This window comes from Streptomyces sp. NPDC006261, from assembly GCF_040613515.1.
Lineage (GTDB): Bacteria > Actinomycetota > Actinomycetes > Streptomycetales > Streptomycetaceae > Streptomyces.
Window position 1 is genome coordinate 1 of the sequence record NZ_JBEXSI010000032.1, and the last position, 15234, is coordinate 15234.

Consider the following 15234-nt stretch of genomic DNA (forward strand, 5'->3'; position numbering starts at 1 on the left):
GTCGGTGTGGTCCCCCCGGTGTCCGACGCCCCGCGACCGCTCCCGCGCCGCCGTGCCCGGTTCGCCGCCGGCCTGACTCTGCGGACATGCAGCCCTCCCGCTTGCTCCCGCGGAGTGTCAGCGCGCCTTCTTGGCGCCACCGACAGCGGCGATGGCACCGAGGGCCAGGAAGAGGTACCGCATGAAGTCGGCCTCTTCCTTCCAGGCCCGGGTCACCGCGTCGAAGTGGTCGAAGAACACCTCGGAGAACGAGACCTGGGCGACGTCCGCCATCACCATCGCGTAGCCGATGAGCTGGCCGAAGTAGACGGCGCCGACCGAGAAGACGGCGGACGCGGCGATGGTCACCGGGTTGGCGCCGCCGAGCTTGCCCGCCGCGAAGCCGACGAGGAAGCCGACGCCGACCGCCGCGTAACCGATCTCGCGCTCGATCGAACCCAGGATCACGCCGTACAGGACGGACGCGACGATCGCCGCGCCGAGGGCGACCAGCACGCCGAGGGCGAGGTTGTTACGGGCCGGGGGAGCCGGGGCGAAGGGCGCGCCGCCGAACGGGGCGGGCTGGCCCTGAGGGTTCCCGAAGGGGTTGCCGGTGGGCGCGGGGGGCTGGTCGCCGTAGGGGTTGCCCGTCGGGGCCGGGGGCTGCTCGCCGTACGGGTTGCCCGTGGGGACGGCGGGGGCGGGAGCGCCCGGTCCGCCGGCGTACGGGTTGCCGTCGGCGGGCTGGCCGCCGTACGGCTGCTGGGGCTGGTTCGGCGGCTGCACGGGCTGGCTCACGGTGGGTCTCCCCCTGGGGCGAAATGCGCAGGTGCGGTTCTTGACGCGAACACGCGTGCGCTCTGTGACGCCGCACGGTAGCAGTACGCACCGGAATTGGTCACTAGCAATCCGTTGGCCGATACGCGCACATCCCGGTGGCCGGTACGCGCCGTCAGAGCCGGTGTGCCGCCCCCGCCGGAGTGGCGCCCCGGGTGTCCAGGAGGAGCTGCGCCTTCACCGCGAGGCCCTGGAGGTCGTAGGTGCGGTGCTGCTGGAGCAGTACGGTCAGGTCGGCCGCGGCGGCCGCCTCGTACAGCGAATCGGCGCGCGGGACGGGGAGTTCGCGCACCCGCCAGTCCAGGACGTGCGGGTCGTGGTAGCCGATCTGGGCGCCCATGTCCATCAGCCGGGTGGCGATCTCGCGGGCGGGCGCGGCCTCCTGGTCGGCGCTGTCCGGCTTGTAGGTGACGCCGAGCAGCAGCACGCGGGCGCCCCGGACGGACTTGCCGTGCTCGTTCAGCAGGGTGGCGCAGCGCTGGATGACGTAACTGGGCATCCGGTCGTTGATCTCCTGCGCCAGCGAGACCATCCGCAGCGGGTGGCCGGGCGTGCGGCTGCTGTACGGGAGGCAGCCCGGGTCCACCGGGACGCCGTGGCCGCCGACGCCGGGGCCGGGGCGGAAGGGCTGGAAGCCGAAGGGCTTGGTCTCGGCGCACCGGATGACGTCCCACAGGTCGACGCCCAGGTCGTGGCAGGCCACCGCCATCTCGTTGACCAGCGCGATGTTGACGTGCCGGAAGTTGGTCTCCAGCACCTTCGTCATCTCGGCCTCGCGTGGCCCCCGGGCCCGTACGACCTTGTCGGTGAGCCGTCCGTAGAAGGCGGCGGCCGACTCGGTGCAGGCGGAGGTGAGGCCGCCGATGACCTTGGGGGTGGAGGCGTAGGTGTGGGTGCGGTTGCCGGGGTCGAGCCGGCTGGGGGAGCAGGCGAGGTGGAAGTCGCGTCCGGCGGTGAGCCCGGAGCCCTCCTCGAGCAGGGGGCGCAGGAAGTTCTCGGTGGTGCCGGGCGGGACGGCGGACTCCAGCAGCACGGTGGTGTGCGGGCGCAGCCGGCCGGCCAGGGCGCGGGCGGCGTCGCCGAGGGCGGTGAGGTCGATGGTGCGGTCGGGGCCGAGGGGGGTGGGGGAGCAGATCACGGCGGTACGGACCCGGCCCAGCTCGGCGGCGCTGGTGGTGGGGCGGAAGCCGCCGGAGAGCATGCGGCGGATCTCGGACGCGGTGAGGGAGCCCTCGACGGGGGTGCGGCCCGCGCGCAGCTCCGCGCAGGGGCGTGGGTCGGTGTCGTAGCCGACGGTGTCGATCCCGGCGGCCACGGCGGCCTGCACCAGGGGCAGGCCAAGGTGGCCGAGTCCGATGACGGCGAGGTCTGCGGGCATGTCGAAGGCCGCCTTCCCTATGACCGGAGAACGTATTTCGCAACTGCTGTGGACAGTGCAATGTCAGACTAGGCGTAAATATGACCTATATGTCGCATTGCGCGACGCCTGTCGTCCGGGTGTTGTCCACAGGCGGTGGCTGAAGTCGGGGAGCGCGGACAGAATCGAGGAGTGGACACGGGCGGCCGGCCCCTCGGCCGGGTGGCATTCCCGTGTCCGACCACCCCGATCCACCGGGAGGCAGCAGTGAGGACAGCGACACTGGGACCCGCCGAGCGCACCGCCGCGCTCGCCGCCATGGCCGAGCGCGAACTGGACGTGCTGGTCGTGGGCGCGGGCGTCGTCGGCGCGGGCACGGCGCTGGACGCCGCCACCAGAGGGCTCTCGACCGGCCTGGTCGAGGCGCGCGACTGGGCGTCCGGCACATCGAGCAGGTCGAGCAAGCTGATCCACGGGGGGCTGCGCTATCTGGAGATGCTGGACTTCGCCCTCGTGCGTGAGGCGCTGAAGGAGCGCGGGCTCCTCCTGGAGCGGCTCGCCCCGCACCTGGTGAAGCCGGTGCCCTTCCTCTACCCGTTGCAGCACAAGGGCTGGGAGCGGCTCTACGCGGGCTCCGGCGTCGCGCTGTACGACGCGATGTCGGTCTCCTCAGGACACGGCAGGGGCCTCCCTGTGCACCGCCACCTCTCCCGCAAGCACGCCCTGCGCGTCGCGCCCGCGCTGAAGAAGGACGCCCTGGTCGGCGCGTTGCAGTATTACGACGCCCAGATGGACGACGCCCGCTTCGTCACCGAGCTGGTCCGCACCGCCGCCTCCTACGGGGCCCAGGTGGCGAACGGGGCGAGGGTGATCGGCTTCCTCCGCGAGGGCGAGCGGGTCGTCGGCGCGCTGGTGCGGGACGTCGAGGGCGGCGAGGAGTACGAGATCCGGGCCAAGCAGGTCGTCAACGCGACCGGCGTGTGGACGGACGACACCCAGGGGCTCATCGGGGAGCGCGGGCAGTTCCACGTCCGGGCCTCCAAGGGGATCCACCTGGTCGTCCCCAAGGACCGCATCCACTCCTCCACCGGCCTCATCCTGCGTACCGAGAAGTCCGTCCTCTTCGTGATCCCCTGGGGCAGGCACTGGATCATCGGCACCACGGACACCGACTGGGATCTGGACAAGGCCCACCCGGCCGCCTCCAGCGCCGATATCGACTATCTGCTCGAACACGTCAACTCGGTCCTCAACACACCGCTGACCAGGGATGACGTCCAAGGCGTCTACGCCGGGCTGCGTCCGCTGCTGGCCGGTGAGTCGGACGCCACCAGCAAGCTGTCGCGCGAGCACACCGTCGCCCACCCCGCCCCCGGGCTCGTCGTCGTGGCGGGCGGCAAGTACACGACGTACCGGGTCATGGCCAAGGACGCGGTGGACGAGGCGGTGCACGGGCTCGACCAGCGGGTCGCCGCCTGCGTCACCGAGGACACCCCGCTGCTGGGCGCCGAGGGGTACAAGGCCCTGTGGAACGCGCGGGCCAGGATCGCGGCCCGGACCGGACTCCACGTCGTCCGGGTGGAGCATCTGCTCAACCGGTACGGCTCAATGACGGAAGAAATCTTGGAACTGATCCTGGCCGACGCCTCCCTGGGGGAACCGCTGCCCGCCGCCGACGACTACCTCCGAGCCGAGATCGTCTACGCGGCCTCCCACGAGGGCGCCCGGCACCTGGACGACGTACTGACCCGGCGTACCCGGATCTCCATCGAGACCTTCGACCGTGGCACCCGCAGCGCCCGCCTCTGCGCCGAGCTGATGGCGCCGGTGCTGGGCTGGGACGAGGGACGGATCGACCGGGAGGTGGAGCACTACGAGAAGCGGGTGGAGGCCGAGCGCGAGTCGCAGCGGCAGCCCGACGACCTCACGGCGGACGCGGCCCGGCTCGGTGCGCCGGACATCGTGCCCATCTGACCGGACATCGGGCCGATCGGGAGCCCGTCCCGGCGTCGTTCACCCTGACGGCCACCGCCCTTCACGTCCGGGCCAGTTGAGGGGGAGGGGCCCGGCCCCCTGGCGGGTGCCGTCCGGTCGGCGCTGGACGGGGAGGCCCGGTTGGTAGGAGGCTGTGGGAGATTCCCTCTTCGGCCCGTATCGCGGCGGACCCCGGACCCGGCACCAGGACCGGTCCCGGGGTGAGGGACAATGAACGCTCTGCCAGGGCGGGTTGATCGCAGAGGGGACGCATGTCGGAGGCGGAGCAGGCACGGGAGCCCCAACGGGACAAGAACGGTCGTCTCCTCGCAGGGCGGTACCGGCTCGGGGAGGTGCTCGGCCGGGGCGGCATGGGTACGGTCTGGCGCGCTGCCGACGAGACGCTCGGCCGCACGGTGGCGGTGAAGGAACTGCGGTTCCCGGGGGCCATCGACGAGGACGAGAAGCGCCGGCTGATCACGCGCACGCTGCGTGAGGCGAAGGCGATCGCACGGATCCGGAACAACGGCGCGGTGACCGTCTACGACGTGGTCGACGAGGACGACCGCCCGTGGATCGTGATGGAACTGATCGAGGGCAAGTCGCTTGCCGAAGCGATCCGCGAGGACGGCACGCTGACGCCGCGGCGGGCCGCCGAGGTCGGGCTCGCCATCCTCGACGTACTGCGCTCGGCGCATCGCGAGGGCATCCTGCACCGCGACGTGAAGCCGTCCAACGTGCTGATCTCCGAGGACGGCCGCGTCGTGCTCACCGACTTCGGCATCGCCCAGGTGGAGGGCGACCCCTCGGTCACCTCCACCGGCATGCTCGTCGGCGCGCCCTCGTACATCTCGCCGGAGCGGGCCCGCGGCCACAAGCCCGGGCCGCCCGCCGACCTGTGGTCGCTCGGCGGACTGCTGTACGCGAGCGTCGAGGGCTGCCCGCCGTACGACAAGGGCTCGGCCATCGCCACCCTGACGGCCGTGATGACCGAGCCGCTCGACCCGCCGAAGAACGCGGGCCCGCTGACCGAGGTCATCTACGGGCTCCTCGCCCGCGACCCCGACCAGCGACTCGACGACCGAGGGGCACGGGCGCTGCTCAACAAGGTGATCAACGCTCCTGACGCGCCTGAGGTCCCGCCCGCCGACTCCACCCAGGTCATGGCCCTGCCGACGGTCCCCGCAGCCGAAGCCGGTGCGGGCCGGGCCGCGAAGGCGGCGAAGGCCCCCAAGCTGACGAAGCAGACCGGGGCGTCGAGCGAGTCCGGTGAGGGCGCGCGGGACCGGCTGCGCGGAGCGCTGCGTTCCGTCCGCGGCGCGAAGGCGGTATCCGGTGTGGCCGCGGGTGCGGTGGCGGCCTCCGCTTCCCCGGCCTCCGCTGCCCAGGCCCCCGTAGCGACCGGCTCGCCGGTCGCCCCGCCCAAGCCCGCCGCACCCCCCGGCACCCCGGGCGCTCCCGGCGCTCCCGGTGGCCGGGGTGCGACGGCCTCGCCGTCCGTCCCCGCGGCCGCCACCACCGCCCTGGCCGCCGGCTCGCAGTCCGCCGTGAAGCCGGCCGGTTCCGGGGCCGCTTCGGGCGCGGCCGTACCCCCGCAGCGCTCCCCGACCTCACCGGCCACCACCCGCGCCTCGATCACCGATGTCGTGCCGCGCCGCACCCTCGCGGTCATCGCGGGCGTCGTCGTGCTGGCGATCCTCGGCACCGTCCTCGCACTCACCCTGGGCGACGGTGACGACAAGGCCAACGCCGGTGACGGCAAGGGCGACACCGCCGCGTCCGCCGGAGCCGCGGCAGGCGGGTCCGACGGCGAGGGCGACAGCAAGGGCGGGGGCTCCGACGGCGGTCAGAAGGAGGGGCAGGGCACCGGGGACGGCAAGGTGCCCGACGACCCGTCCGGTGACCCGGCGGGAGAGGACCCGAAGACGGACGACCCCGCCGGAGACGACCCGGAGACCGGCGACCCGGCCGGCGGCGGCCTGCCCGCGGGGTACGAGAAGGTCACCGACGACCGCTTCCACTTCACCATGGCGATGCCCGGGGACTTCAAGCGCACGGCCATAGCGGGCGCCAACTCCGGCGGCATCTACAACGCCGAGCGCGGCGGCTTCCCCCGGGTCCAGGTCGACTTCAACAGCTCGCCCAAGGACGACGCGGCCGCCGCCTGGCGCGGGGCCGTCACCAGCACCAAGCTCCTCAGCGACAACTACAAGCACGTCAGCATAAAGAAGGTCGAGTACAACGGCTATCCGACCGTCGCGGACTGGACGTTCGAGCGCAGCCACAACGGCGTCCGGGTCCGGGTGCTCAACCGCGGCTTCAAGGTCGACGCCGAGCGCGGCTACTCGATCATGATCAGCTGCAAGGTGGACGAGTGGGACGGCGGCGCGTGCCGCACGCTGCGCGAGACGGCGTTCGCCACCTTCACCCCCACGAAGTAGCCGTCGGACGGCCGCGCGAGGCGCGGCGCGGGACGTATTGGGTGGGCCGGGTTGGTGCGACCCGGCCCCTCGGCCCGCATTGCCACGTATCGTAAGACGACGGAGACCGTACGCAGCCGGAACAGTGGGTCAATTGCCCGCCGAATGACCACAACTGACTGGTTCGTACGGTTCGATGGCCGGGGGAACAGCGCGCTCTGGGGAGGCGTCGTGGACGACTACGCGGGTCGGGTGCTTGCCGACCGCTACCGCCTTCCGCTGCCCCCGTCCGACGGGTACGAACTGGTCGAGACCCGGGCGTTCGACACGTACAGCGGTCAGGAAGTCCTGGTCCGCCAGGTGCCCTTGCCGGAGATCGTGGACGCCGAGGTGCTCGACGCCGACGGCCGGTCGTCGGCGGGCGGGCGCACCACCGGGCGGGCGGTGCGCCGCAGTACGGACCCCGCGGTCCGGCGGGCGATCGAGGCCGCGCAGGCCGCCGCCCAGGTGCCCGACCACCCCCGGCTCGACCAGGTCTTCGACGTGTTCGCCGAGGCCGGTTCGCTCTGGATAGTCAGCGAGCTCGTCGCGGCCCGCCCGCTCGCCGCCCTCCTCGCCGAACGCCCCCTGAACCCCTACCGGGCCGCCGAGATCGGCTCCGACGTGCTCACCGCCCTGCGGGTGCTCCACGCGCACGGCTGGACCCACCGCAACATCACCGCCCGCACGGTCCTGGTCTGCGACGACGGGCGCGTGATGCTCACCGGGCTCGCGGCGGGCGCCGCCGAGGAGGCGCTCTGCGGCTATGCCCCCGAGCCCTTGCCCGACGACGAGCCGGCGGCGGCCGCGGAGACGTACGGCGGGCAGTCGGAGACGTATGGCGGGCAGTCGGAGGCGTACGGGGGGCAGCAGGCGTATGAGGTGCCCGGGGTCCATGAGGCGCCCGGGATCGGTGGAGCCGACGACACGCTGGGGATACCCGTCGTCGAGGCGGTCGACGCCGTGGAGCCGGGTGAGCTGCCGGGCGCGCCGGAGGGCCGCGGTGCCTATTCCCTCCCGCCGGCCGGCAACCATGACAGCCCGGAACTCCCGCTCGCACCGCCTTATGTGCGGGCGCAGCCGCCGCAGGACGACGCGTACCGTCCGGACCGGGGCCGGGACGGGGGGCGGGCGCCCGGGGGCCCCGAGGCTCCGGAGGCGTACGGCACGCCCGGTGGCCAGGAGCTGGTTCCGCGTCCCGCGACGCCCGCCGTGCCCTACACCGCCGCCCCCAGGCCCCCCGCCGAGCCGGGAGCCGCGAGCGCCGCTCAGCTGCGGGCCGCCCGCGCCGGGGCGATCGCCGCCTACCGGGCCGGTGCGCGCGCCGCCGCCCGGGTGACCGAGGACCGTCAGCAGGCGGCCGGGAGCACCCCGGCGGACCTCTCCAAGGAGACGCCCGGCGCGGAGGAGGACGCGACGGGCATCCTCCCCCCGCCGCGCCCCGAGCCCGACACCTTCGAGGCTAGCCCCGCCGCCGACCCCGGCCCCGCCGCCACCGAGCCCGCCCCCGCCTCCGCGGGCCGCCCGGGCCCCCTGCTGACCGGCCCCTGGGGCAGCCCGCCCGAGGACCCCTACGACGACGAGGACGACGAGGACGACGAGGAGGGCCCCCGCCCGCCCCGCCGCGTCCACCTCGCCGGCACCTGGGACGACGGCCCCGGCTCCGGGCGGCCCGTCCCCGCGGGCGGCTCCGGCACGGACGCGCTGCGTGCCGACTCCCGCCGCCCCGGCCAGGCCGCCATCGCCCCCGCCGCCCGTCTCCCCGTCGAGCGGGCACCCTCCAGCACCTGGGAGGAGGCCGTCGCGGGCACCCGTAAGACCGCCGTCTACCGGGGCCCCGCGACCCCGCTCGCCGCCGAGCGCGCCCGGCAGGCACGGATCGCGGTCGTCGGCCCCGTCACCGAACGCTGGGCGCCCGAACAGGCCGGCCCCGTCCACGACAACTGGCAGCTCGCACCGCCCATCGGCCCCTCCACCGACCTGTGGGCGCTCGGCGCCCTGCTCTACCGCGCGGTCCAGGGCCACGCCCCCTACCCCGAGGAGAGCGCGGCCGAGCTCGTCCAGATGGTCTGCGCCGAGCCGCCCGCCTTCGCCGAGGAGTGCGGCGCGCTGCGGCCCGTCGTCGAGTCCCTGCTGCGCCAGGACCCCACGGAGCGGCCGGACTTCGAGGAGCTGCGCGGCTGGCTGCGCTCGCTCGTGCGGTCCGCCCCCGAGCCCGAGGCGGGCGCCGACGTCGTCCCGCTGCCCGCACCCGACGCCACCCGGCTCCCCGTCGTACGCCGCCGGGGCGAGCTGGTCCGCAGGCGCCGGGGCCGGTTCGGCGGGGGAGCGGCGCACGGCCGCCACCGGCAGGGCAAGCGGCAGCGGCAGCAGCTGGAGAGGCAGCGCGCCGCTGAACGCCACGACCCGCGGCAGCCACCGCCGCGCCACGAGTCGCTGCTGCCCCCCGAGCCCTCCGGCCGCCCCGTCGACGCCTGGGAGCCCCGCCCGTCCCGCGTCCCGCGCGAGCCCAAGGGCCCCAGGGTGCTGCGCGAGCCCGCCCGGCCGCGCGAGGGGCGCTCACCGCGCCACCTCGGCCGGTTGCTGCTGATCCTGGTCCTGCTGCTGATGGCCGCGGCCATCACGTACGCGTTCATGTTCATGCCGAAGCAGGAGCCGGGTGGCGAGACGGGCGCGACGGGACAGCCGACGAACTCCGCCGCACCACCGCCCCCCGCCGCCTCCGGCGCGCCCGCCCCCTCCGAGGGAGCGAGCACCGACCCTGGCTCCCAACAGCCCCAGACCAGCCGCTCCGCCGTCGCGCTCGCCTCCGGCTATGTGCTCCGCAAGGACGCGGAGGGCTTCGAGGTCGGCGTACCGAAGGACTGGCAGCGCAGCCCCGCCAACGCGGACCGTCAGATCCGGTACAGCAGCGACGGGTTCACGCTCCTCGTCGTGCCCGGCCGGGACACCGTGAAGGCGGCGGGCGGCGACCCGCTGGACTACCAGCGCGTCAAGCAGCTCGAACTCCAGCCGTTCCGGGACTCCAGCTGGGCCACCTCCTCCGGGCTGCGCCGGGTCGACGTGGGCCGGCAGGCCATGGCCGAGGGGCAGTTCACCTGGCAGGGCAGCGGCGGCCGCGAGGTCTACGTCCGCAATCTGGCCATGATCGTCGACGGCCGATACCACATCGTCCAGGTCATCGGGCCGGAGGACGAACGCGACAAGGTCACCGAGATCTACCAGCAGGCCATCGCCTCCTACCGGGTGAACGCCTGACCGCGCGTCACCGTGGTCCGGTGGGTACGGCCGTTGTCCGGTGCCGACAACCATCACAGTGCGGTCTCGTGGGCGATCCCCCGTTCCGTCCCGCCGCCCGCGCTCCGTAATCTGACAAGCTGAGGAACGGGGGCGGGGACACACGTGGATCGATCACAGGGCACAGCTGCGGGACTGGTACTGGCGGGGCGTTACCGGCTGGGCGAGGTGCTGGGCCGCGGCGGCATGGGTAAGGTCTGGCGCGCCCATGACGAGGTGCTGCACCGCACGGTCGCCGTCAAGGAGCTGACCGCCGGGCTGTACGTCGCCGAGGCCGACCGGCTCGTGCTGCACGCCCGCACCCAGAAGGAGGCGCGCGCCGCGGCCCGCATCACGCACCCCGGTGTCGTCACCGTCCACGATGTGATCGAGTACGACAAGCGCCCCTGGATCGTCATGCAGTACGTGGACGGGCCCTCGCTCGCCGACGCGACCAAGGAGAAGGGTGACATCGCCCCGCGTGAGGCGGCCCGGATCGGGCTTCACGTCCTGAGCGCGCTGCGTGCCGCCCACAGCGCCGGGGTGCTGCACCGGGACGTCAAGCCCGGCAACGTCCTGCTGGCCCGCGACGGGCAGGTGCTCCTCACCGACTTCGGGATCGCCGCGATCGAGGGCGACTCCACCATCACCAGAACCGGTGAGCTGGTCGGCTCCATCGACTATCTGGCGCCCGAACGGGTACGCGGCGGCGACCCGGGCCCCGCCTCGGACCTCTGGTCCCTGGGCGCGACCCTGTACACGGCGGTGGAGGGCCGCTCGCCGTTCCGCCGTACGTCCCCGATCTCCACCATGCAGGCCGTCGTCACCGATGAACCGCCCGCCCCCGTCAACGCCGGTCCCCTCGGCCCCGTCATCACCGCGCTGCTCCGCAAGGACCCGGCCGACCGGCCCACGGCCGCCGCGACCGAGCAGATGCTGCTGGACGCCTTGGAGGGCCGGGAGCCGCGCTCGGCGCAGGCGCATGTGCCGACCCAGCGGGTGCCGGAGGAGGACAGGTTCGCCTACGCGGGCCCGGACCGCTCCACGGCCCGGCTCCCCGGGGCGGCCGGCGCGGACACAACCGCCCCCCTCCCCGTCGCGGGCCACACCTCCGCCCCCGTCACCCGGCGTGCCGGCTCCCGGCGGTGGCGCACGGTGCTCGTGGTGGTCGTCGCGGCGGCGGTCCTCGGGGGCGCGGCCGGACTGGCCGCGATGAAATACGGGCCGGACGCATCGGCCGAGGGCCGTACGGCCACCACCCCCACCGCGCCTTCCGCCCCGGAGACGACCCCGGATCCCACCGCTCCCGCCCGAGGGACGTCGGAGATACCCGACGGCTGGCACCGGGTCGACGACCCGGCGGGCTTCAGCCTGGTCGTCCCGAAGGGCTGGACGCGCCAGGTGAACGAAGGGCAGATCGACTACACCCCGGACGGCGGGGCCCACCGCATCCGGATCAGCGTCGACCCGGACCCGGACTTCGAGCATCCGTATCTGCACATGCAGAACATGGAGGAGCAGCTGGCGGACCGGCTGCCGGGCTACCAGCGGATCAGGCTGGAGAAGAACACCTTCCGCGACCGGCCGGGCTCGCTCTGGGAGTTCACCTGGCACGAGACCCAGGACCACGCGGGACCCCGGCACGGGATCGACCAGATGTACTACGGCGGGCCGGGCGGTCCCGAGTACGCGCTGTATCTGACCGCCCCGCAGGAAGGCTGGGAGACCAGCCGCGAGAAGTTCGACATCATGCTGCGCAGCTGGCGGGCGCCGGGCGCGCGGAGCTGAGGGGCGGCGGGGGCCTCCCCGTACGTCACGGCTGTGCATCCGCTGACCGGCCCCGGTGGTGCCCGCCGGGCCGCGTGACCCAGGATGGGCCCCATGAGCCATGACGGGGGACGGGCGAACGAGCCCACCAGCTACGAACTCCAGCCGCCGCAGAGCCCGCCGGGAACCGACGGGCCCCCGGCCACCCAACCCCCCGCCCGCATCCCCGCCCCCACCGTCGCCCCGACGGCCCCCGACGGCGCCGCGAACCGGATAGTCGGCGGGCGCTACCGGCTGCTGTCCCGGCTCGGGCACGGCGGCATGGGCACGGTGTGGCGGGCGCACGACCAGGTCGTCGACCGCGAGGTGGCCGTCAAGGAACCCCGCGTCCCGGACCACCTGGGCGAGCGCGAACACACCACGGCGCACCAGCGGATGCGAGTGGAGGCGCGGTCCGCCGCCCGGATCGACCACCCCTCGGTCGTCACCATCCATGACGTCGTCGTGGAGGAGGGGCGGCCCTGGATCGTCATGGAGCTGGTGCGTGGCCAGTCGCTCGGCGACCGCCTCCAGGAAGGCATCCTGGACACCCGGGAGGCCGCCAGGATCGGCCTCGCCGTCCTCGACGCGCTGGCCGCCGCCCACAACGCGGGGGTCCTGCACCGGGACGTCAAGCCGGACAACGTGCTGCTCGGCACCGCCGACCGGGTCGTCCTGACCGACTTCGGGATCGCCCAGGTGGAGGGGGAGCAGCGGCTGACGGAGACGGGGGCGTTCGTCGGCTCGCCCGAGTACATCTCGCCGGAGCGGGTCCTCGGCCAGCACCCCGGCCCCGCCTCCGACCTCTGGTCGCTCGGGGTCGTGCTGTACGCGGCGGTGGAGGGGATGTCCCCGTACCGCCGCTCCAACACCCCGGCCACCCTCCAGGCCGTGCTCTCCGCCGAACCGCAGATGCCCGCCCGGGCCACGGGTGCCTTCGGCCTGCTCGTGATGCGGCTGCTCCGCAAGGACCCGGCGGCACGGCCGTCCGCCGCCGAGGTCCGCCGGATCCTCCAGGAGACCGCCGCCCCGGCGCGGACCACGGAACCCTTCGCCGCGAGGGAAGGCGGCGGCAGGTGGGTGCCGCCGGTACTGCACCGCAACCGGTCCGCGCAGTTCGGCCTCGCGGGCGGGGCGCTGGCGCTCGTGCTGGCGCTGGTCCTGGTCCTGGTCAACCCGTTCGCGGGCGACGGGCCACCCGGGGGATGGCAGGTCCGGCCGGAGAACGAGGTGCTGTCGGCGGACGTTGCGGTGCCCGCGGAGTACAAGCGCGTGCAGGACGACAGTGGGGAGATGGTCTGGTATGCGGACCCCAGCGGCGTCTTCGGGATCGACTTCTGGCACCGGCCCCTGAAGGGCGAGGACGGCACGGACAGCGACGACCCCGGCCCCGAAGCGGCGGCCCGCAAGACGTACTACGAGAAGGGCGGGGCCGACACCACGCAGATGGAGGACGCCTCAGTCACGTACAAGGAGGTCACGCACCAGGGCCGCCCGGCCGTCGAGATGATCACGGACTACACCCCGTACGCCTCCTCCGGCGACGACCCGGTGCGCTACCGCTTCCACGAGCTCCTGATCCCCGGCAGGAGCCCGTCCGATCCCTACTGGCACGTCCGGGTGCGGATGCCCGCCAAGGGGCAGGCGGTGAAGGACGGGGCCACGATCTTCACCGAGGTCACCGGGCGGCTGAAGATTCATGATTCCTGAGCGCGATGGGCGGACCGCGGCCCCCGGCCTTCCGTATAGCCACTGATCAGCGGTTATGTCGCCAGTGATCGCTGGCTCGGTCGTGCGGGTAGCCCGGGGCGGGTGGCGGGTCCTGTGAAAAACTGTTACCGACGGGTACCCAAAGGGTGCGGCTGGACATACTCTCGGCCTCATGACGGACTCGCAGGCCCCTGACGCCCCTCTTGGTACGAACCCCGTCGCGGTCGCCCCCGCCGGCGTGCGCACGGCCGCCGATGTGGTCACCCCCGAGGTGGTCGCCCAGCTGATCAGCGGCGTCGTCGGTTCGGGCCGCACGGCCAACCACACGCCGTTCACCGGGGAGAAGCTGGCCGACCTGCCCGAGTCCACCCCCGAGGACGTCGCCACCGCCTTCGACCGGGCCCGCGCCGCCCAGCCCGCCTGGGCCGCCACCCCCGTACGGCAGCGGGCCGCGATCCTCCTGCGCTTCCACGACCTGGTCCTCAGCCGGCAGTCCGAGGTCCTCGACCTCATCCAGCTGGAGACCGGCAAGGCCCGCCTGCACGCCCACGAGGAGGTGCAGGCCGTCGCCGTCGCCGCCCGCCACTACGGGCGCAAGGCCGCCGCCTATCTCAAGCCCCGGCGCCACACCGGTGTCGTCCCGGCCCTCACCAAGGTCACCGAGCTGCGTCAGCCGCGCGGGGTCATCGGCCAGATCGCCCCGTGGAACTACCCCTTCGAGCTGTCGGTGGGCGACGCGCTGCCCGCGTTCGTCTCCGGCAACGCCGTCGTGATGAAGCCCGACACGGAGACCGCGCTCACCGCGCTCTGGGGCCGTGACCTGCTCATCGAGGCCGGACTGCCCGCCGAGGTCTTCCAGATCGTGCTCGGCGAGGGACCCGTCGTCGGCCCCGAGGTCGTCAGCCGCGCCGACTACGTCTCCTTCACCGGCTCCACCCGCACCGGCCGTGAGGTCGCGATCGGCGCCGCCTCCCGGCTGGTCGGCGTATCCCTGGAGCTCGGCGGCAAGAACGCCATGCTCGTCCTGAAGGACGCCGACGTGGAAAAGGCTGCCGCGGGCGCCGTCCGCGCCTGCTTCTCCTCCGCCGGGCAGCTCTGCATCTCCATCGAGCGGCTGTACGTCCACGAGTCCATCGCCGACGACTTCGTGGAGCGGTTCGCCACCCGGACGAAGGCCATGCGGCTCGGCACCTCCCTCGCGTACGGCGCCGACATGGGCTCCCTCGTCGGGGAGCGCCAGCTGGAGACGGTCAGCCGGCATGTCGCCGAGGCCGTCGAGAAGGGCGCCACGCCCGTCGCGGGCGGGGTCGCGCGCCCCGACATCGGCCCCCTTTTCTACGAGCCGACCATCCTGGACGGGGTGGAGGCGCCGATGGCCGTCTGCTCCGAGGAGACCTTCGGCCCGGTCGTCTCCATCTACCGCTTCAGCGACGAGGACGAGGTGATCGCGCTGGCCAACGCCACCCCGTACGGCCTCAACTCCAGCGTCTGGACCACCGACTCCAGGCGCGGCCACGAGGTCGCCGCCCGGCTGCGGACCGGCACCGTCAACATCAACGAGGGATACGCCCCCGCGTACGGCAGCGTCCAGTCCCCGATGGGCGGCATGAAGGACTCCGGCCTCGGCCGGCGGCACGGCTCCGAGGGCATCCTCAAGTACACCGAGGCCCAGACCGTCGCCCAGCAACGGCTGATCCCGCTGGCGCCCGCCTTCGGCATGGACGACGAGAAGTACGCCGCGTTCATGACCCGCAGCCTCAAAGCGATGAAGGCGTTCCGGCTGCGCTGAGCCTCCCGGAGGCCCCGGCGCCTTCCGCCCTTTTCGTCCCGATTCCG

Annotated in this window: 8 protein-coding genes; 6 read left to right on the forward strand and 2 right to left on the reverse strand. The window is 73.5% G+C overall.

Going from position 1 to position 15234, the window contains the following annotated elements; genetic code table 11:
* Positions 1-117: 117 nt before the first annotated feature.
* Both ABZ154_RS21390 and ABZ154_RS21395 read right to left on the reverse strand, forming a co-directional pair.
* Positions 118-777 carry a hypothetical protein gene (locus ABZ154_RS21390; RefSeq protein ID WP_356834854.1) on the reverse strand — a complete coding sequence of 220 codons (660 nt, stop codon included), beginning with the start codon at positions 775-777 and terminating at the stop codon, positions 118-120.
* 154 nt (positions 778-931) lie between these two features.
* Positions 932-2194 carry a nucleotide sugar dehydrogenase gene (locus tag ABZ154_RS21395; RefSeq protein WP_356834856.1) on the reverse strand — a complete coding sequence of 421 codons (1263 nt, stop codon included), beginning with the start codon at positions 2192-2194 and terminating at the stop codon, positions 932-934.
* Between the two features lie 246 nt (positions 2195-2440).
* Here ABZ154_RS21395 and ABZ154_RS21400 point away from each other — a divergent pair, with 246 nt between their 5' ends.
* The 6 genes from ABZ154_RS21400 (at position 2441) to ABZ154_RS21425 (ending at position 15187) form a co-directional block, all read left to right on the forward strand.
* A complete protein-coding gene (locus tag ABZ154_RS21400) occupies positions 2441-4147 on the forward strand; it encodes a glycerol-3-phosphate dehydrogenase/oxidase (protein ID WP_356834858.1) in 1707 nt (568 codons plus the stop codon).
* A 272-nt stretch (positions 4148-4419) separates the two neighbouring features.
* Entirely contained in the window at positions 4420-6588 is a 2169-nt protein-coding gene (locus ABZ154_RS21405) for a serine/threonine-protein kinase (RefSeq protein ID WP_356834860.1), read from the forward strand.
* Positions 6589-6798: 210 nt separating this feature from the next.
* Positions 6799-9864, forward strand: coding sequence for a protein kinase (locus tag ABZ154_RS21410; RefSeq protein ID WP_356834985.1), 3066 nt, complete (start codon positions 6799-6801; stop codon positions 9862-9864).
* Between the two features lie 144 nt (positions 9865-10008).
* Positions 10009-11670, forward strand: a complete 1662-nt coding sequence (locus ABZ154_RS21415; protein ID WP_356834862.1) for a protein kinase — start codon at positions 10009-10011, stop codon at positions 11668-11670.
* A 93-nt stretch (positions 11671-11763) separates the two neighbouring features.
* Entirely contained in the window at positions 11764-13398 is a 1635-nt protein-coding gene (locus ABZ154_RS21420) for a serine/threonine-protein kinase (RefSeq protein WP_356834864.1), read from the forward strand.
* 172 nt (positions 13399-13570) lie between these two features.
* Positions 13571-15187, forward strand: coding sequence for a succinic semialdehyde dehydrogenase (locus ABZ154_RS21425; RefSeq protein WP_356834866.1), 1617 nt, complete (start codon positions 13571-13573; stop codon positions 15185-15187).
* The last annotated feature ends 47 nt before the right edge of the window (positions 15188-15234 follow it).

Bases quoted from the DNA above. Each gene is read 5' to 3' on its own strand.
- ABZ154_RS21420 (WP_356834864.1), top strand. From the start codon at position 11,764: ATGAGCCATGACGGGGGACGGGCGAACGAGCCCACCAGCTACGAACTC.
- ABZ154_RS21425 (WP_356834866.1), top strand. From the start codon at position 13,571: ATGACGGACTCGCAGGCCCCTGACGCCCCTCTTGGTACGAACCCCGTC.
- ABZ154_RS21405 (WP_356834860.1), top strand. From the start codon at position 4,420: ATGTCGGAGGCGGAGCAGGCACGGGAGCCCCAACGGGACAAGAACGGT.
- ABZ154_RS21395 (WP_356834856.1), bottom strand. From the start codon at position 2,194: ATGCCCGCAGACCTCGCCGTCATCGGACTCGGCCACCTTGGCCTGCCC.